This window comes from Affinirhizobium lemnae (assembly GCF_022968395.1).
GTDB classification, from domain to species: Bacteria; Pseudomonadota; Alphaproteobacteria; order Rhizobiales; family Rhizobiaceae; genus Neorhizobium; species Neorhizobium lemnae.
On record NZ_JALJQZ010000013.1, the window covers coordinates 46,312 to 65,283 of the forward strand.

Sequence of the window (18,972 nt, forward strand, 5' to 3'; positions counted from 1 at the left end):
TCAAACCTTCATTAAGCTCCGTGGCGTAATGTATCTTTTTGATATTGCGTATGAGGTATGTCATGGTTGGACGCGCGGCGCTCGCGCTCGCCATTCTTCCGAGCCTTGCGGGTTTCAGCTTCGCGGCAGAGGATGGACGAACGATTAAGATCATTGTGTCCAGGGCAAAGCAGAGCCTGACCGTATATGATGATGGCAAGATAATCGCGACCTCGAAGGTTTCTACAGGTAAGCCCGGCCACGATACGCCAACAGGTATTTTCTCGATCCTGGAGAAACGAAAATACCACGAGTCCAATATCTACTCCAATGCGCCTATGCCCTGGATGCAGCGCCTGACATGGTCAGGTATCGCCCTCCATGAAGGCAAGGTGCCGAACTACCCGGCATCGCATGGCTGTGTGCGGCTGCCTTCCGGCTTCGCCAAAACCCTCTTCTCCATGACCGAGCGTGGGGCGCATGTCATCATCGCCGATGAAGATGTGGCACCAATCGTGGTAAAGCACTCGTTTCTATTCCAGCCGACAACCGACGTGCAGATCCTTTCAGATGTGCCTTTGCGTCCTTCCAGTAAGACAACCGGCCCCGTCGAACTGGCAATGAACAATCCTGACCGGTCGCTGCTAATACCCAAACCAGAACGTCTGGTCCGGACTCCGGAGGAGTCCCAACCGCTTCGAATATTGATTACGCGTCGAGGCGACCGCGAACTCGTTGCAGATGTTCAGGCGATGCTCACCGACCTCGGCTTTGACGCAGGGGTACCGGATGGCTTTGCAGGCGAAATGACGCGCAGTGCAATAGCTGGCTTCAAACGGTGGAAGAACCTGCCCTCAAAAGGCACGCTGATATCGAAAGAGATGCTGGCAGTCCTATATGCAGTGGCTGGTCGCGAACCCGCTCCGCAAGGCCAGCTCTACATCCGCCAAGGCTTCAAAGAAGTGCTCTCGACACCGGTTGCCATACGGCACCCGGAGCGCGAGCTTGGAACATACCTCTATACCGTAGCCGATATCGATCCGAAGAACGGTCAAGCCGTCTGGCAGGCGATCGGCCTCCGAAACGAGCTCAGCGACGGCGCGCGCAAAAGGCTGGGCATTGCCCCGGAAGGCTCCGTGCTTGAAGCAACGGGCCAGAGCGTTCTGGATCGTATCGAGATACCAACGCAGATCCGTACCCAGATCAATGATATGCTCACCGAGGGCACATCAATCACCATTACAGACAACGGTGTTAGCACCGAGACCGCACCCCAGGGAACCGACTTCATTACACTGACGCGCTGACGCCGTCTCTGAGCCACTGACAATGTAGCTGCTTCTCCAGCGGCGCTTTCACAGAAGGATCTGTGTCAGCGTTTCTCGACGCATGGGCTAAAGCGTGTCGCGATCTTTCAGATTCGCTCCTGACGCTTTAGATCTTTGCATTATCGCATGTCGTTATCGCAAAACCGCTACACACTTTTGCGCGACATGCTTTAAACGACGAGTTCGACGTCCAAGACACCCGGTGCAGTTTTAAGTGCCGCGGCAATTTCCGGGGAGATGCGATATTTCTCCGTCAGTTCGACCTCGATTTCCCGCTTGCCATCGTCCTTGACGACCACAAAGGAAACAAGCCCGTCTCCTCTCGCATTCAGGTGCTTCACGATCGATCTCAGTGGACTTGAGTCCTTGACGTAGACGCGAAGCGCCTTCTGCATCTGGATCGACATCTCCTCCAGCGACTGAACCGTCTGGATGCGCAGCCCGATCCCTTCCGGTCGCTCATCCGCCTGCACCGTAATGACCAGCGATTTTCCCGGCTCCAGCAGATCGCGATACTGGTTCAAGGCTTCGGAAAACAGCACAGCTTCGAACTGACCAGTTGCATCGGAAAAGGTGACGATCCCCATCTTGTTGCCAGTACGTGTCTTGCGTTCCTGCCGCGCGGTGACCGTGCCTGCAAGCCTGCCAGCCCCTGCCCCGGCTTTCACAGCAGCGGAGAACTCCGCGAAATTTTGAACGCGCATTTTTGCCAGCACCTGCGCGTAGGTATCCAGCGGATGTGCAGATAGATAAAATCCTAGCACCTGATATTCGCGCAGCAGCTTTTCAGACGCTGTCCAAGGGTCAAACGCGGGTAGAATGAGCTTCTCCGGCCCTGCGGCAGAGGAAGCGCCGAACATATCATGTTGTCCGCTGGTTTTGCCTTCCGCCGCCCGCTGCGCATAGCCAATGATCCGGTCCAAACCGCCGACAAGCTCTGCACGATCCTTGCCGAAACAATCAAACGCCCCAGCGAAGATCAGGCTTTCGAGAACGCGTCGATTGACCTGCTTGGGATCGATGCGCAGGCAGAAATCTTCCAGGCTGCTGAACGGCTTCTCACCACGTACCGCGACGATGTGTTCAACAGCGGCCTCGCCGACACCCTTGATCGCAGCCAGCGAGTAAAAGATGCAATTGTCACCCGTCTCGAACATGCGGAACGAGGTCTGAATGGACGGCGGAACAACCTTGATACCGAGGCGCTGAGCATCCTGTCGGAAATCATTCAGCTTCTCCGTATTGGCCATATCGTAGGTCATGGATGCGGCGAGAAACTCGACCGGATAATGAGCCTTCATATATGCCGTTTGATAGGAGACGATGGCATAGGCGGCAGCGTGCGACTTGTTGAAGCCGTAGTTCGCGAACTTGGCCAGAAGATCGAAAATAAGATCTGCCTGCGGTTTGGAAACCTCGTTCTTGATGGCGCCCTGAACAAAGCGTTCGCGCTGCTTGTCCATTTCCTCCTTGATCTTCTTGCCCATCGCGCGGCGTAGAAGATCGGCCTCTCCAAGCGAGTAACCGGACAGAACCTGAGCGATCTGCATGACCTGCTCCTGGTAGACGATAACGCCTTGCGTTTCCTTCAGCAGGAAGTCGATCTTGGGGTGGATGGATTCGATTTCTTCTTCGCCATGTTTACGCGCATTGTAGACCGGAATGTTTTCCATCGGTCCCGGTCGGTAAAGCGCCACCAGAGCAATGATATCTTCGATACAGTCCGGTCGCATACCCAGCAGTGCCTTGCGCATGCCGACACTTTCCACCTGGAACACGCCGATGGTTTCGCCGCGCGACAGCATGTCGTAAGTCTTCTTGTCATCGAGCGGAATTGTGGCCAGATCGACATGGATGTTGCGTTTGGCGACGAAATCCACGGCAGTCTTCAGGACGGTCAGTGTCTTCAAGCCAAGGAAGTCGAACTTTACGAGTCCGGCCTGCTCCACCCATTTCATGTTGAACTGGGTGACCGGCATGTCCGAACGTGGATCGCGATACATCGGCACGAGTTTCGAAAGCGGCCTGTCGCCGATCACGATACCCGCGGCATGCGTCGACGCATGGCGATAGAGGCCTTCGATCTTCTGCGCGATATCCAGCAGCCGACCAACGACCGGCTCCTTCTCAGCCTCTTCCCTCAGGCGCGGCTCTTCCTCAATGGCCTTGGAAAGCGGCGTCGGATTGGCTGGATTGTTGGGCACCAGCTTGCAGATCTTGTCGACCTGACCGTACGGCATCTCGAGAACACGCCCGACATCGCGCAGTGCGGCGCGCGCTTGAAGCGAACCGAACGTGATGATCTGCGCCACCTGCTCGCGGCCATACTTCTGCTGGACGTAGCGAATGACCTCTTCGCGTCGATCCTGACAGAAATCGATATCGAAGTCGGGCATTGAAACGCGCTCCGGATTGAGGAAGCGCTCGAAAAGCAGCGAAAACCGGAGTGGGTCCACGTCCGTGATGGTCAGCGCATAGGCAACCAGCGAACCTGCACCCGAGCCTCGGCCCGGGCCGACCGGGATGTCATGTTGCTTTGCCCATTTGATGAAGTCAGAAACGATCAGGAAATACCCTGGGAACTTCATCCTCTCGATAACCGACAGTTCAAAATCGAGGCGTTCGCGATAATCCCGTTCCGTATAACCGGCAGCCATTCCGAGCGCCGCAATGCGTCCTTCTAGTCCCTCCACGGACTGGCGACGCAGTTCTGCCGCCTCTGCGCGCTCCGCCTCCTCCGCATCACTGGCACCGCCGGTAAAGCGAGGAAGGATGGGCTTTCTCGTTTTCAGAACGAAAGAGCAGCGACGGGCAATCTCGATCGTATTTTTAAGCGCTTCGGGAAGATCCGCAAACAAGGCCTGCATTTCAGCACGGCTCTTCAGGCAGTGGTCCGGCGTCAGGCGGAAGCGCGTGTCATCGGAGACAATGGCGTTATGGGCGACCGCCATTAGCGCATCGTGTGCATCGTACTCGGCCTTGGACGGGAAGAACGCCTCGTTGGTCGCGACCAGCGGAAGATCATGGGCGTAAGCAAGGTCCACCAGCTTTCGCTCATGCAGCCTGCTATATCCCGTATGTCGCTGCAACTCGACATAGAGCCTGTCGCCGAACACTGACTTCAACCGGAGCAATCGTTGTTCAGCCTGGGAAACGTGCCCTTCCTTCAGCAGTGGGTCTATGGGTCCGGAACTGAAACCGGTCAGCGCAATGATACCGTCCGCGCCGCCCTCTTCGAGCCATGACATCCGGATGTGAACGGCATGCCCCCCTTCACCACCAAGATAGGCGCGGCTGACGAGGTCGACCAGCCGCTCATAGCCAACAGCATTGGCCGCCAGCAGTACGATTGATGGAAGCTTGACGAAGCCTCCGTTACCAACCCGCTTTTCGTCGCCCTGATCTTCCATATCGATGGACATCTGGCAGCCGATGATAGGTTGGATTCCGTCACCAGTAGCCTTCTCGGCAAACTCGAGCGCCACAAAAAGGTTGTTCGTGTCGGTGATCGCGATCGCGGGCTGATTGTCCGCGCTCGCTTTGGCCAGAATTTTCTTGAGCGGCAGGGCCCCCTCCAGCAGAGAGTAAGCCGAATGCACACGCAGATGAACAAAACCTGGTGATACCGCCGTTTCTGCTGTCGCCGTTTCGTGAACCTGATCTGCCATTTACCTGCCGTTCTGCCTCAAAGAGTCTCCTCCCAATTGTCGACGGAACGGTCGCCAAAGTCCAGCAATGGGATGACCAATCAACCGGAAAACGGCGTTCGATCTTTACATGGACAAGACAATGACGCAGAGGCTGGCGAGAAAGGTCATCATAGAAGCAAATGCAGCAACATCCCGGAGCAAGTCAGTCATCACGCTCTCCCTTTCCGTTATGTTTTTAATTTGTTCTTTTTTTGTTCCTTCGTCAATAAGAAGAACATTCGCAGAACGCTTTTAATGAATAAATTATGAGGAGCGCGATGGGCTGCCCGCCCGATCATGACCCGGAGGTAGCCACATGCGGAGGGAGCGTCCGACTATTCCGTCTAACGTGGCAGGCAGGTTGGGTAACGGCAAAAATCAGGTGAGCACCTGGAAACCGATCAAAACTCGCGAATCTTACCGCCTTCAATGGTGACGCGCCGATCCATCCTGCCTGCAAGTTCGTGATTGTGCGTTGCGATCAAGGCAGCAAGACCGGACTGACGCACGAGCGCTTCCAAGGCATCGAAGACATAGGAAGCCGTTTCCGGATCAAGGTTTCCGGTCGGCTCATCTGCAAGCAGGATCAATGGTGCATTGGCAACAGCGCGCGCAATCGCCACACGCTGCTGCTCACCTCCGGACAACTCTGCGGGCCGATGATCGGCGCGGTGGCCGATTCGCATATAGTCCAGCAACTGCGCGGCCCTTTCCTTGGCTTCCTTCCGGGAAAGCCCAGAAATCAACTGCGGCATCATGATGTTTTCAAGCGCTGAGAATTCCGGAAGAAGATGATGAAACTGATAGACGAATCCTATGTCGCCGCGGCGAATGGCCGTGCGCCTGTCGTCCGGCAATCCGCCACACGCTTCCCCGTTGATGTATATCTCGCCTCCATCCGGATGTTCGAGAAGGCCTGCCAGATGCAGCAATGTCGACTTACCGGTTCCAGACGGTGCGACAAGTGCCACGATCTCTCCAGCACGCAATTCGAAATCTGCATTTTTGAGGATCGAGAGAACTTGCTCGCCCTGACCGTATTGACGGTCCACCGCGGCAAGCTTGAGAACGGTCTTTCGCGCCATGTTCCGATCCTATTCGTAACGCAATGCCTGAACCGGATCGAGCCGTGAGGCGCGCCAGGCGGGGAATATGGTGGCAAGGAAAGACAGAAAGAGTGCCATGATAACCACAGACAGGGTTTCACTGAAGCTCATTTCTGCTGGCAACTGGCTAAGGAAATAGAGCTGCGGATCGAACAGGACCGTGCCCGATACCCAGGAAAAGAACTGCCGGATCGACTCAATATTCAGACACACCACGACGCCCAGAATGACGCCCGCGATCGTGCCGACGATGCCGATCGCAGCACCCGTCATAAAGAAGATGCGCATCACCGCACCTGAGCTGGCGCCCATCGTCCGCAGGATGGCAATATCGCGTCCCTTGTCCTTCACCAGCATGATCAGGCCCGAAATGATATTGAGCGCAGCGACCAAGACGATGAGTGTCAGGATCATGAACATGACGTTTCGTTCCACCTGCAGTGCCGAAAAGAATGTCTGGTTGCGTTGGCGCCAGTCGGTCAGAAACACTTGCCGCCCTGCGGCTTCTTCGATCTTTGGTCGAAGCTCATCAACCTTGTCCGGGTCCTGCAGGAAAAGCTCGATCGACTGCACGATACCGTCAGCATTGAAGTAGGCCTGCGCTTCGGCCAAAGGCATGTAGATAATGGAAGCGTCGTACTCCGACATGCCGATCTCGAAGACGCCAGAAACACGGTATGATTTGACGCGCGGCGTCATCCCCATAGGCGTTACGTCACCCTCGGGGGAAACGAGCGTAATTCGTTCACCGGCAGAGATGCCCAAGGACGCTGCCAGTCTCGAGCCAACGAGAACTCCGTCTCCTGTTGCAAATCCTGTCAGATCGCCAGAGCGAATATTGGTCGCGACCTCTTTCAGCTTTTCGAGATCTTCCGTTCGAATGCCGCGAACGAGGGCTCCCGAACCTGCCCCCTGCCGGCCCGAGGCCAAGGTTTGACCCTCCACAAGTGGCAGGGCCATAGTGATGCCGGATACGCCCGCAAATTTCTGCGCCAGCTGCGCATAGTCGGTTAGAGGCTTGTCTACCGGTTGAACAATAATGTGCCCGTTAATGCCCAGAATGCGAGAGATCAGCTCGGTGCGGAACCCGTTCATCACAGCCATGACGATGATGAGAGTCGCGACGCCGAGCATGATGCCGACGAAGGAAAAACCCGCAATGACTGATATGACAGTTTCCTTGCGCCGAGAACGGAGGTAGCGCCATGCAACCATGCGCTCGAAGGCCGAAAAAGGTCCAGCAAATGGAGTAACGTCTTGCTGTTGCACTGCTTTGTTAGCCTCGGCCTTCGCCATGATTTCTCCTGCCCCTGAGACCGTCTGCCTGAAGTTGCGGTTCAGGCAGTCAGGCGATTCAGTGCCGCTTCGACTGTCATCGTTTCACGAGCACCCGTTTTCCGTTCCTTCACCTCGACCTCACCCGTGGCCCCGGAGCGCGGACCAACAATGAGCTGTACCGGAACGCCGATGAGATCCGCTGTCGCGAACTTGGTTCCAGCACGGTCGTCGGTATCGTCATACAAGACGTCGAGACGGGCATTGGTCAGACCGTCGTACAACTGTCCACAGACCCGATCACAGGCTTCGTCACCCGCTTTCATGGTAATGACCATCGCGTCAAACGGCGAAACCGAAGCAGGCCAGATGATTCCGTTCTCGTCATGCGAGGCTTCTATGATGGCAGGAACAAGGCGCGTCGGCCCAATGCCATAGGATCCCATGTGGACCAGATGCTCCTTGCCATCCGGCCCCTGTACTTTCGCACCCATGGGTTCGGAATACTTGGTTCCGAAATAGAAAATGTGGCCAACCTCGATACCACGGGCAGACAGGCGGTCCCCTTCCGGAATGGCGTTGAATGCAGCTTCATCATGCATTTCCGAAGTGGCAGCGTAGGCGGATGTCCACTTTTCGAAGATGGCCTGCAATCCAGCGACATCATCGAAATCAGTATTCTCACCAGGGATATCGAACTCGATAAAGCTCTTGTGCGAATAAACTTCCGATTCGCCGGTATCCGCGAGAATGATAAATTCGTGGCTGTGATTGCCGCCGATGGGGCCCGTATCCGCGCGCATAGGAATGGCGCGCACACCCAGGCGGGCAAATGTGCGGAGGTAAGCTACGAACATCTTGTTGTAGGAGTGAAGCGCACCTTCGCGCGTCAGATCGAAGGAATATGCGTCCTTCATCAGGAATTCGCGAGAGCGCATCGTGCCGAACCGTGGCCGGATTTCATCACGGAACTTCAGCTGAATATGATAAAGGTTCAGCGGCAGGTTCTTGTAGGATTTGACATAGGAACGGAAGATATCCGTGATCATTTCCTCATTCGTCGGACCATAGAGCATGGGACGATCCTGCCGATCCTTGATCCGCAGCATTTCCTTGCCGTAGGCATCGTAGCGCCCGCTTTCCTGCCACAACTCCGCAGACTGCAATGTCGGCATCAGCAACTCGACTGCGCCGGCACGATCCTGTTCCTGCCGCACGATGGCATTGACCTTGTCGAGCACACGCTTGCCGAGCGGTAACCAGGAGTAAATGCCCTGGCTCTGCTGGCGGATCATCCCCGCACGAAGCATGAGACGATGCGAGACAATTTCAGCCTCCTTGGGATTTTCCTTTAGGATCGGCAAAAAGTAGCGGGAGAGACGCATTGCGTTTTCCGTAGTTGTAAGCTGATCCCGAATGACAGGAATCAGCAATTGAAAAAAGCGAGAGAGTTGAGGGCTACATAGCGGTTTAGCGTGTCAATTGGAACCCGCTACGCTGGTCAAAGGCGTGTTCACACACAGCGGAAAAGCGATGATTTGCAGCCACCCACGCCACAATTGCGCCAGTTCTGTGACGAAAAGTATGACATATGCGTTATTGGAAAAAAATTATGGGAGTGTGTCAAAACTGTCAAAAAGGCTAGTGACAAAGCTCAAACGTTAAGCTAGGTTCGGCTCATAAAAGAGGCAGGGAGTTCAAATCTTTGCCAATCGCGGTCAAGTCTTGGGAGGATCAGATCTTAGGCGCGCTCGTACGCAGCCCCGGTAACGGTTGAAGATCACGCGAAACTTTGAACAAGGCGTTTTCGCCTTGTTTTTTTTTGCTTATTCGATGCGTCATATACATTCTACGCCACATCTTGCCGCAATTTCTGGCGCTCTTGCAGCCCTTCTATAGCGCGGAGCACTATGCACCCCGCACGTCTCTGCTGTCAAAATTCAAACTGAATGCGGGCCTACCTGCAGAAGGGTCGCGTCAGGTGCGGCCAAAATCCGGAACGATGCGCGGTAGAGAATTCATACTGAAGCCAAAATATGTCGACGCGACATACCATGCGCCATAAATCGCTGCTGAAATGACACTGGTAAGCAGAACAACGCGCGCGCCACGAAATCGAGCCGGGGCGCTTTCAACAGTTCCAAGCACCACTTCGTTTTCATCAGCCTGCGTTCTCAGCCCGATTGGCAACACCATGAACAGCACAGTCCACCAGATAATGAAATAGACTGCAAAGGCAGACATAAACTGAGTCACTGGGCCTCTCCTGATCCCTGAAACAATTGCGCACTCGGATTGCGGCAGGCTGGCCAGTCTCCGCGCAACAATACCCCATATTTGTTTGATCGCACAGGCGCAAACCAGTGAGCTTGATCGTTATGAAGCGGAGCTGTTTGGCCGCAGCCCCGCAGACTTACCATTTCCCCGCTTTGTATTCACTGCGTCAATCGGTCCATCTGCGGATGAGCCTGTCGCGCTTAAAGCGTGTCGCAATTTTTAAGATTCGCTCCTGACGCTTTATCTCTTTGTTTTGTCGCATGTCGTTATCGCAAAACCGCGGCGCACTTTTGCGCGACATGCTTTAGTGGTCGGCGGTCTTGTCTGCGTCTAGACCTGTTCAAGCTCGATCAAGGTTCCCTGGAAGTCCTTCGGATGCAGAAACAGTACAGGTTTGCCGTGGGCACCGATCTTCGGTTCACCGGAGCCAAGCACCCGAGCGCCCGCTTGGCTTAGCTGGTCCCGCGATGCGAGGATATCCTGCACCTCGTAGCATATGTGGTGCATGCCACCGGATGGATTTTTTTCCAAAAAGGAGCGAATTGGTGAATCGTCACCAAGCGGCTCCAGCAGTTCAATCTTCGTATTCTCCAACTCCACAAAAACGACCGTTACGCCATGTTCCGGAAGAGCCTGAGGCTGCGAGATCCGCGCGCCCAATGTATCACGGTAACTGGCAGCCGCGACACCAAGGTCTGGAACGGCAATTGCGATATGGTTCACTCTACCAAGCATCCATTTCCTCCGTTCCTAAAATCAATTCGGCACATCTCGCTCGATTTACGAGTCCCAACTAAACCTCCTGGGCGTCGCCGTCGCTGCTCTCTGGCGCTTATCAGGCCATGCGGTTGACGAACACCGTGACCACAGGTTTTTTGCCCCAGGCGTTATTCGCCGCTGAACGAACGGAGCGGCGCACCGCCTCTCTCAGCGTGTCCAGATCCTTCCGACGACTGCGCGGGATGCTTTCGACAGCTCCAAGTACAGCGTCATAGAGCGTGTCCTCCATATCCTCGCCCTCGTCATCATATTCCGGAAGACCGAAGGGTACTACATCGGGATCGCCGATGAAATCATATCGCGCATCCAGCAAGACACTGACCGCGACATGGCCAACATAAGCAAGCTTTTTGCGATCAGATATGCCCATTTCATCTATATCGCCGATGAGCTTGCCGTCCTTGAAGATGCGGCCATGAGGTGCGTCATCGATGACTTGAACATCACCGGGCGCAAGGCGCAAAATATTGCCGTTTCGAACACGGGGCACGATCCCGATCCCGGCACCACGCGCCAAATCTGCCTGGGCCGTCAGATGCGCTGCCTCGCCGTGCACCGGAACCAATACCTGCGGGCGAATCCACTCGTACATCTTCAGCAATTCGTTACGACGCGGATGACCGGAAACATGAACGAGCGCCTGAGAATCTGTCACAATCTTGATGCCCTGGTCAATCAGGCCGTTCATGATCTCGAGAATGGCTTTCTCGTTGCCCGGAATCGTTCTCGATGAAAAGACGACCGTATCGCCGGCCGCCAACGCCACGTGGCGCATCTCATCACGGGAAAGTTTGGCGAGTGCCGCACGCGCTTCGCCTTGGCTGCCAGTCAGGATGACGACCACTTTATCGCGCGGAATGTAACCATATTCATCTTCAGCGATAAACGGCTTGATTCCTGCCATCAGCCCAACGTCGCGGGCGACATTCACCACCCTCTTCAACGACGAGCCAAGCAGGAGAACCTCACGACCCGCGGCCTCGGCAGCCTGGGCGATTGATCGGATGCGGCCAACATTGGAGGAAAAGGTCGTAATCGCGACGCGGCCTTCTGCCTGTTCGATAACCTGACGCAGACCTTCAGACACAGCCTCTTCCGAGGGAGAGACACCGTCACGAACTGCATTCGTCGAATCGCACATCAGTGCGAGAACGCCTTCATCGCCAATGGCGCGGAAACGATTCTCATCAGTGAGAGGCCCGAGCGATGGCTCCGCATCAATCTTCCAGTCGCCGGTATGAACAATGTTGCCAAGCGAAGTGCGGATCACAAGCGACATCGGCTCGGGAATCGAGTGATTGACACCCACCGCTTCGATTTCAAACGGACCGATGTTGACGCGGTCACCTGCCTTGAAGATGGTGATCGGGATATCTGCCCGCGTTCCTTCATAATCCCGCTTTGCCTCAAGCATGCCAGCAGTGAACGGAGACGCATAGACGGGCACATTCAAACCGGGCCATAGATCATTCAGCGCGCCGTAATGGTCCTCATGCGCGTGCGTGATAATGATTGCTTTCAACCGGTCGCGCTGCTTGGCGAGAAAAGAGATATCCGGCAGGATCAGGTCCACTCCGGGCAATTCCGGCCCTGCGAACGTTACTCCGCAATCTACCATGATCCACTGGCGCTTCTCAGCCGGGCCAAAGCCATAAAGGGCGAGATTCATACCAATCTCACCCACGCCGCCCAGTGGCAGAAATACCAGTTCGTCCTGTTTCGCCATTACACGTTCATTCCGTTTCAAGAAGAAAAACATCGCCCGCAGCAATATGGTGCAGGCGGTTATCGGTCTCCAGTATCAGAAGTCCATCATCATCGATACCAACAAACACACCATCCAAAGACCGGGCCGGCAAATTAACGCGGATCAAGGTGCCTATTCCACATGCAGCGGACCGCCACAAACGGGTTACCGCAGCCACGCCGTGACCGTGATCCCAGATGTTCAAGATCTGGATCATCTCGTCAAACAGGTGCGTAAACACCTCTCCAGCCGAACTCGTAGCGCCCTGCTCTTGCAAAGAGGTCACGCCGTAAGGTGCTGTTTCGGGACGATGACGAATATTGATCCCGATGCCACAGACAACAGCACGGCGGCCATCGGGAAGAATTTCAGCTTCGAGGAGAATGCCGCAAGATTTCTTGCGCCCTATAAGAACGTCATTCGGCCACTTGATCTCAACAGCTTCTGCGGTCGCTGGCAAAACCCTCCGCAGCGTCCCGTGAACAGCCAGTGACACGGCCAGCGGAAGTGAGCTCAGGAGTTCAGGTGGTGAAGGATCGATCAGGAGGAGACTTGCGTAAAGATTGCCGGTTTCAGAGGTCCATGCCCGTCCCCGACGTCCTCTGCCTGCTGTCTGGCGCTCGGCAGTAATCCAAAGTCCGGAGGCTTCGCCTTGACGAGCCCGCGTCAAACATTCCGTATTTGTGGAAGACACCTCGCCAAGTGCGAGGTGTCTGAAATGCTCGAGGGAGTAGGATCCCCCTCGTTCGTTGCGCATCAGAAGAACGCCTTCGCAGCAGCTTCTGCGGCAAGACCAATCGGGCCGCCAAACAGCACATAGGCGGTGACGAAGAGACCCGAAATCCCGAAGACAAGTCTCAGTTCACCGGCAGTTCGAGCGAACTCGCCGTTTGCTGCGTCGAACCACATGACCTTAACGATGCGAAGGTAGTAGTAGGCGCCGACAACGGAGGAGAGAACACCAATAATGGCAAGCGCGTACAGCTTCGCCTCGATCGCTGCAACAAAGACAAAGTACTTTGCAAAGAAGCCTGCCAGGGGCGGAATACCGGCTAGCGAGAACATGAGAGCCGTCAGAACCACCGCCATGAAGGGGTTCGTCGAGGAAAGGCCTGCCAGATCATCGACGCTCTCGAGAGCTGCGCCTTCCTTCCGACGCATCGACATGATGCAAGCGAAAGTACCAAGCGTCATGACCATGTAAATCAGCATGTAGAGGGCGACGCCGGAAACGCCGGTCTCCGAACCGGAGGCCAGGCCAACCAGCGCATAGCCCATGTGTCCGATCGACGAGTAGGCCATCAGGCGCTTGATGTTCTTCTGGCCAATCGCCGCGAAGGATCCCAGAAGCATGGACGCAATCGAGATGAAGACCACGACCTGTTGCCAATCCGCGAAAACAGGCATGAATGCATCTGTCACGATCCGCACGAAGATCGCCATCGCAGCGACCTTCGGGCCAGCTGCGAAAAACGCCGTGACCGGTGTCGGCGCGCCCTCATATACATCCGGCGTCCACATGTGGAATGGAACCGCAGAAATCTTGAATGCAAGTCCGGCCAGGATGAACACAAGTCCGAAAACAACGCCAAGCGACCGCGTTTCTGCCGTCAGAACAGCCGCGATGTTGTCGAAGCCCGTATTGCCAGTGAAGCCATAGACCAGCGACATACCATAAAGCAGCATGCCCGAGGACAAGGCACCAAGAACGAAGTACTTCAAGCCTGCTTCTGTTGAACGGAGGCTATCACGATTGATCGCAGCAACAACATACAGTGCAAGCGACATCAACTCGAGGCCAAGGTAGAGAGCGATGAGGTCGTTGGCCGAGATGAGCAGCATCATTCCCAACGTTGCAAGGGTCAGAAGCACCGGAAACTCGAAGCGATCCAACTGTTCCGACCGCGCGTTGCCGACCGTCATGATCATAGCTGTGATCGAACCGATCAGCGCGATGACCTTCATGAAGCGACTGAAGGAGTCGAGTACAAATGCGCCTCCCCAGGCTTCGCCCTGCATCGGAGAAAAGACCAGCCACAATCCGGCTGCGATCATGATTGCAGCGGCAAGTCCCGTCACAGTCGGAGCAGATTTGTCACCAGAGAAGACACCGATCATGAGCAACGCAAGAGCACCAACCGCGAGGATCAGTTCCGGCGTCGAGATCTGCAGGCTCGTAATGAGAAGTTCAGCAGTCATTTGAAATCGTGTCCCCTTGTCAATGCACGACAAGTGCAAGTTTCTGCGCGGCCTGCAGGGCAGCGGAGTAGTTATTGAGCAGCAAATCGACGGATGCGGCAGTAGCATCGAAAACCGGTGCAGGATAGACGCCGAAGAAGATCGTCAGAACAACGAGCGGATACAGTATGATCTTCTCGCGTGTCGACAGATCGAGCAGACCCTTCAGGCTTTCCTTTTCCAGCGCACCGAAGATCACCCGACGGTAGAGCCACAGAGCATAGGATGCCGACAAGATCACACCCGTCGCTGCAAAAAGCGCAACCCATGTATTCGCGCGGAACACACCGATGATCGTAAGGAATTCGCCGACAAAGCCGGAAGTGCCTGGAAGACCGACATTGGCCATGGTGAAGACCATGAACGCAACCGCATACTTCGGCATGTTGTTGACCAGACCGCCATAGGCCGCGATTTCACGGGTATGGAGACGATCATAGACGACGCCGACACAGAGAAAGAGCGCACCGGACACGATACCGTGCGACAGCATCTGGAAGATAGCTCCCTGCACACCCTGCGCATTCGCCGCAAAGATGCCCATGGTGACATATCCCATGTGAGCGACCGACGAATAGGCGATCAGCTTCTTGATATCGTCCTGCATCATCGCGACGAGTGAGGTGTAGATGATGGCAAGAACAGACAGCGTGAACACGAAGGGAGCGAAGTAATCCGAGGCCAACGGGAACATTGCCAGAGAGAAACGGATGAACCCGTAACCGCCGAGCTTCAGCATTACACCCGCCAGGATAACAGACCCGGCTGTCGGTGCCTGAACGTGCGCATCCGGCAGCCAGGTATGCACCGGCCACATCGGCATCTTGACAGCAAAGGCCGCAAAGCACGCAAGCCAAAGCCAAGTCTGTATTCCAGCGGGAAAGCCAAACTTCAGCAGTTCAGTGATATCTGTCGTGCCGGCCTGCCAGTACATCGCCATGATGGCCAGCATCATCAGAACTGAGCCGAGGAGCGTGTAGAGGAAGAACTTATAGGATGCGTAGACGCGATCCTTCCCGCCCCAGACACCGATGATGACGAACATGGGGATCAGGGTCGCTTCGAAGAAGACGTAGAACAAGACGATATCGAGCGAGACGAAAACGCCGATCATCACGACTTCCAGAAGCAGGAAGGCGATCATGTATTCCTTGATACGCTTCTCGACAGATTCCCAGCTTGCCAGAACACAGAACGGCATGAGGAACGTGGTGAGGATCACGAACAGCATTGATATGCCGTCGACACCCAAATGGTAGGCAATCCCGGTGTTAAGCCATTGATGCTTTTCTACCATCTGGAAACCCGGGTTCGAGTTATCGAACCCAATCCAGATCAGCAGAGACACCAAAAAGGTAACGACAGTCGTCCAGAGGGAAACATTCAGGATATTCCGGCGGCCGTGAGGACCGTCTTCCCGCGTCAAGAGCAGGAGAACGACACCAACGAGCGGCAGAAAGGTGACCGTTGAGAGAATCGGCCAATCGGTCATTAGAGGGAACTCCCGAGCATCATCCAGGTGACGAGCGCAGCAATGCCGATGAGCATCGCGAACGCATAATGATAAAGATAACCGGACTGAAGCCGGACAACACCGCGCGTCACATCCATGACGCGTGCTGCGATGCCGTTAGGTCCATAGGCATCGATGATACCCACGTCGCCGCGCTTCCAGAGGAAACGACCAAGCGCCTTGGCAGAGCGGACAAAGAGCAGATCATAAAGTTCGTCAAAGTACCACTTGTTCAGCAGGAACTGATATAGAACCCTGTGCTGCTCGGCGAGACGCTTCGGTGTTTCCGGCGACTTGATGTACATGAACCAGGCGGTAACGAAACCCGTCAGCATGGCAACGAATGGGCTCCACTTCACCCAAAGCGGTACATGGTGAAACTCTTCGAGAATTTCATTCGTCGGCAGTGTGAACAGGGCACCCTTCCAGAACTCGTTGTACTCGTGCCCGAAGAAGTGACCTTCGAAGACGACACCTGCGAGGACCGCACCAACCGTCAAGAAGGCCAAGGGCAGAAGCATGACGAGCGGTGACTCATGGACATGGTGCATGACATCCGAGGAAGCCCGCGGCTTTCCGAAGAATGTGAGAAACGCCAGACGCCACGAATAGAAGCTCGTGAACAACGCGGCAATAACAAGCAGTATGAAAGCGAAGCCGGACACAGCCGAATGCGACGCAAAGGCCGATTCAATGATGACATCCTTGGAGAAGAAACCGGCGAAACCGATCATCGTCCCTGGGATACCCACGCCCGTCAGAGCCAGGGTACCGATCGTCATGGCCCAGAATGTGTATGGAATATGCTTCCGCAGCCCGCCCATGTAACGCATGTCCTGCTCGCCATCCACAGCGTGGATCACGGAACCGGCGCCCAAGAAGAGAAGGGCCTTGAAGAAAGCATGCGTGAACAGATGGAACACAGCAGCACCGTAGGCACCGACACCCAGAGCAACGAACATGTAGCCAAGCTGCGAGCAGGTCGAATAGGCAATGACACGCTTGATGTCATTCTGCACGAGACCGACTGTTGCCGCGAAGAAGGCCGTGATCGCACCGATGATTGTGACAACTGTCAGCGCATCTGGCGACAGTTCAAAGATCGGCGACATACGCGCAACGAGGAAGACGCCAGCGGTAACCATCGTAGCCGCATGGATGAGCGCCGAAACCGGGGTTGGTCCCTCCATGGCGTCCGGAAGCCATGTGTGCAAGAGAAACTGCGCGGATTTACCCATGGCGCCCATGAACAGAAGCAGGCAGACACCTGTCAGTGCATGTGCTTTGTCCAAATGCATGCCGAACAGGTTGATGACTGCCTGGTTGGCATCTGCTGAGCCCGCAGCCGGAAGATAGGTCGGGGCCGTTGCGAAAATGGTCTCGAAATTGATGGATCCGAATAGAACGAAAACACCGGAAATGCCGAGTACAAAACCGAAGTCGCCGACACGGTTGACGATGAAAGCCTTCATGGCCGCCGCAGACGCAGAGGGCTTCTTGAACCAGAATCCAATCAGCAAGTAAGAGGCCAGACCAACACCTTCCCAACCGAAGAACATCTGAGCCAAGTTGTCAGACGTCACCAGCATGAGCATCGCGAAGGTGAACAATGAGAGGTAGGCGAAGAAACGCGGCCGATGCGGATCGTGGTGCATGTATCCAATGGAATAGATATGCACGAGTGTCGAAACGGAATTCACGACCACGAACATGACCACGGTCAATGTATCGATCCGGAAAGCCCATTCGAAATCAAGACCGCCGGACTGGATCCAACGCAGGACAGTTACCTTGATCACCTCATGGCCTTCACCATGAGCAAGCCCGACCTTGAAGAATACGATCCAGGACAAGATCGCCGCAACGATCATCAAACCACTTGTGACGTATTCAGAAGCCTTCGCACCGATGGAGCGGCCAAAGAGGCCGGCGATCAGAAAGCCGATCAGGGGAAGAAAGACAATAGCCTTGTAGATCATAACCCGATCAGCCCTTCATCATATTGACGTCTTCAACAGCAATCGAACCACGATTGCGGTAGAAGACCACGAGTATCGCAAGACCGATCGCAGCTTCCGCAGCTGCAACAGTCAGAATAAAGAGTGCGAAAACCTGACCGACGATGTCGTTAAGGAACGACGAGAACGCGATCATGTTGAGGTTGACCGACAGCAGGATCAATTCGACGGACATCAGAATGATGATGACGTTCTTCCGGTTGAGGAAGATGCCGAAGACGCCAAGCGTGAAGAGTATCGCGCTGACCGTCAGGTAATGGGAAAGTCCGATTTCCATATCTCAGTTCCTTGATCGCGCTCTTAGATGCCTTGGCCGGTCTTGACCTTGACCACTTCGATAGCTGTCGCAGGGGTACGAGCAACTTGCTGCGAAATGTTCTGGCGCTTGATATTTTCGCGGTGACGCAGGGTCAGGACGATTGCACCAATCATTGCGACCAGCAGGACCAGACCCGACACCTGGAAGAAGTAGACGTAGTTTGTGTAGAGAACATCGCCGAGTGCTGCAGTGTTCGTGCGTGTTGCCGGCGACGGGATCGGCATCGTGATGGCTTTGGCCGCTTCGGGCGTCAGCACCGACCCGCCAACAACAACAATGAGTTCTGCTGCAACGATCAACCCGACCAGAGCTCCAACCGGCGCGTACTGGAGAATTCCGGAGCGCAGGGCAGCAAAGTCGATATCGAGCATCATGACGACGAACAGGAAGAGCACCGCCACAGCACCGATGTAAACGACCAGCAAGATCATGGCCAGGAATTCAGCACCAGTCAGCAGGAAGAGCCCTGCCGCGTTGAAGAACACCAGGATCAAAAAAAGCACCGAATGAACGGGATTCCTGGCGGAGATGACCATGAAGGCCGATGCGACCGCTACAAAGGCGAACAAATAGAAGAAAACAGCCTGCAAACCCATGGTGGTGCCTTTTCGTCTTCCCCAGCGAGGAACTTTCTCCCCACTGTCAAAACCCGGCGGAACGACCAGCCAGGTAGGTAATGTCTTCAGTTTACTCGGCGCCCTCG

At 55.2% G+C, this 18,972-nt stretch carries 14 protein-coding genes; 1 reads left to right on the top strand and 13 read right to left on the bottom strand.

Annotated features, from left to right (window positions below):
- The first annotated feature begins 62 nt into the window (after positions 1 to 62).
- Positions 63 to 1,286 (top strand): L,D-transpeptidase family protein, encoded by a 1,224-nt coding sequence (locus MUU53_RS10695; RefSeq protein WP_247260894.1) that lies wholly within the window; start codon positions 63 to 65, stop codon positions 1,284 to 1,286.
- A gap of 191 nt (positions 1,287 to 1,477) precedes the next feature.
- On the opposite strand, the gene dnaE is transcribed toward MUU53_RS10695, so the two are convergent.
- The 13 genes from dnaE to MUU53_RS10760 all read right to left on the bottom strand — a co-directional run bounded on the left by dnaE (position 1,478) and on the right by MUU53_RS10760 (position 18,865).
- Positions 1,478 to 4,975: a DNA polymerase III subunit alpha gene (gene dnaE, locus MUU53_RS10700; RefSeq protein WP_247260895.1), complete on the bottom strand. Its 3,498-nt coding sequence runs from the start codon at positions 4,973 to 4,975 to the stop codon at positions 1,478 to 1,480.
- 422 nt (positions 4,976 to 5,397) lie between these two features.
- Positions 5,398 to 6,081 carry an ABC transporter ATP-binding protein gene (locus tag MUU53_RS10705; RefSeq protein WP_062552613.1) on the bottom strand — a complete coding sequence of 228 codons (684 nt, stop codon included), beginning with the start codon at positions 6,079 to 6,081 and terminating at the stop codon, positions 5,398 to 5,400.
- Positions 6,082 to 6,090: 9 nt separating this feature from the next.
- On the bottom strand, positions 6,091 to 7,398 hold the full coding sequence (locus MUU53_RS10710) for a lipoprotein-releasing ABC transporter permease subunit (protein ID WP_247260896.1): 1,308 nt from the start codon (positions 7,396 to 7,398) through the stop codon (positions 6,091 to 6,093).
- Positions 7,399 to 7,439: 41 nt separating this feature from the next.
- Positions 7,440 to 8,762 (bottom strand): proline--tRNA ligase, encoded by a 1,323-nt coding sequence (proS, locus tag MUU53_RS10715; protein WP_247260897.1) that lies wholly within the window; start codon positions 8,760 to 8,762, stop codon positions 7,440 to 7,442.
- 592 nt (positions 8,763 to 9,354) lie between these two features.
- Positions 9,355 to 9,621, bottom strand: a complete 267-nt coding sequence (locus MUU53_RS10720) for a DUF1467 family protein (protein WP_062552616.1) — start codon at positions 9,619 to 9,621, stop codon at positions 9,355 to 9,357.
- A 363-nt stretch (positions 9,622 to 9,984) separates the two neighbouring features.
- The gene (gene mce, locus MUU53_RS10725; protein ID WP_247260898.1) at positions 9,985 to 10,389 is read right to left on the bottom strand and encodes a methylmalonyl-CoA epimerase; all 405 of its coding nucleotides are present in this window, start codon (positions 10,387 to 10,389) and stop codon (positions 9,985 to 9,987) included.
- A 100-nt stretch (positions 10,390 to 10,489) separates the two neighbouring features.
- Positions 10,490 to 12,160: a ribonuclease J gene (locus MUU53_RS10730; protein WP_247260899.1), complete on the bottom strand. Its 1,671-nt coding sequence runs from the start codon at positions 12,158 to 12,160 to the stop codon at positions 10,490 to 10,492.
- Between the two features lie 7 nt (positions 12,161 to 12,167).
- The gene (locus tag MUU53_RS10735) at positions 12,168 to 12,938 is read right to left on the bottom strand and encodes a biotin--[acetyl-CoA-carboxylase] ligase (RefSeq protein WP_247260900.1); all 771 of its coding nucleotides are present in this window, start codon (positions 12,936 to 12,938) and stop codon (positions 12,168 to 12,170) included.
- Entirely contained in the window at positions 12,938 to 14,380 is a 1,443-nt protein-coding gene (nuoN, locus tag MUU53_RS10740; protein WP_247260901.1) for an NADH-quinone oxidoreductase subunit NuoN, read from the bottom strand. The genes MUU53_RS10735 and nuoN overlap by 1 nt, the downstream gene beginning before the upstream one ends.
- Before the next feature lie 19 nt (positions 14,381 to 14,399).
- Positions 14,400 to 15,911, bottom strand: coding sequence for an NADH-quinone oxidoreductase subunit M (locus MUU53_RS10745; RefSeq protein WP_247260902.1), 1,512 nt, complete (start codon positions 15,909 to 15,911; stop codon positions 14,400 to 14,402).
- A complete protein-coding gene (gene nuoL, locus MUU53_RS10750; RefSeq protein ID WP_247260903.1) occupies positions 15,911 to 17,911 on the bottom strand; it encodes an NADH-quinone oxidoreductase subunit L in 2,001 nt (666 codons plus the stop codon). The genes MUU53_RS10745 and nuoL overlap by 1 nt, the downstream gene beginning before the upstream one ends.
- A gap of 7 nt (positions 17,912 to 17,918) precedes the next feature.
- Positions 17,919 to 18,227, bottom strand: coding sequence for an NADH-quinone oxidoreductase subunit NuoK (gene nuoK, locus MUU53_RS10755; protein WP_062552623.1), 309 nt, complete (start codon positions 18,225 to 18,227; stop codon positions 17,919 to 17,921).
- Between the two features lie 23 nt (positions 18,228 to 18,250).
- Entirely contained in the window at positions 18,251 to 18,865 is a 615-nt protein-coding gene (locus tag MUU53_RS10760; protein ID WP_062552624.1) for an NADH-quinone oxidoreductase subunit J, read from the bottom strand.
- Positions 18,866 to 18,972 lie beyond the last annotated feature (107 nt).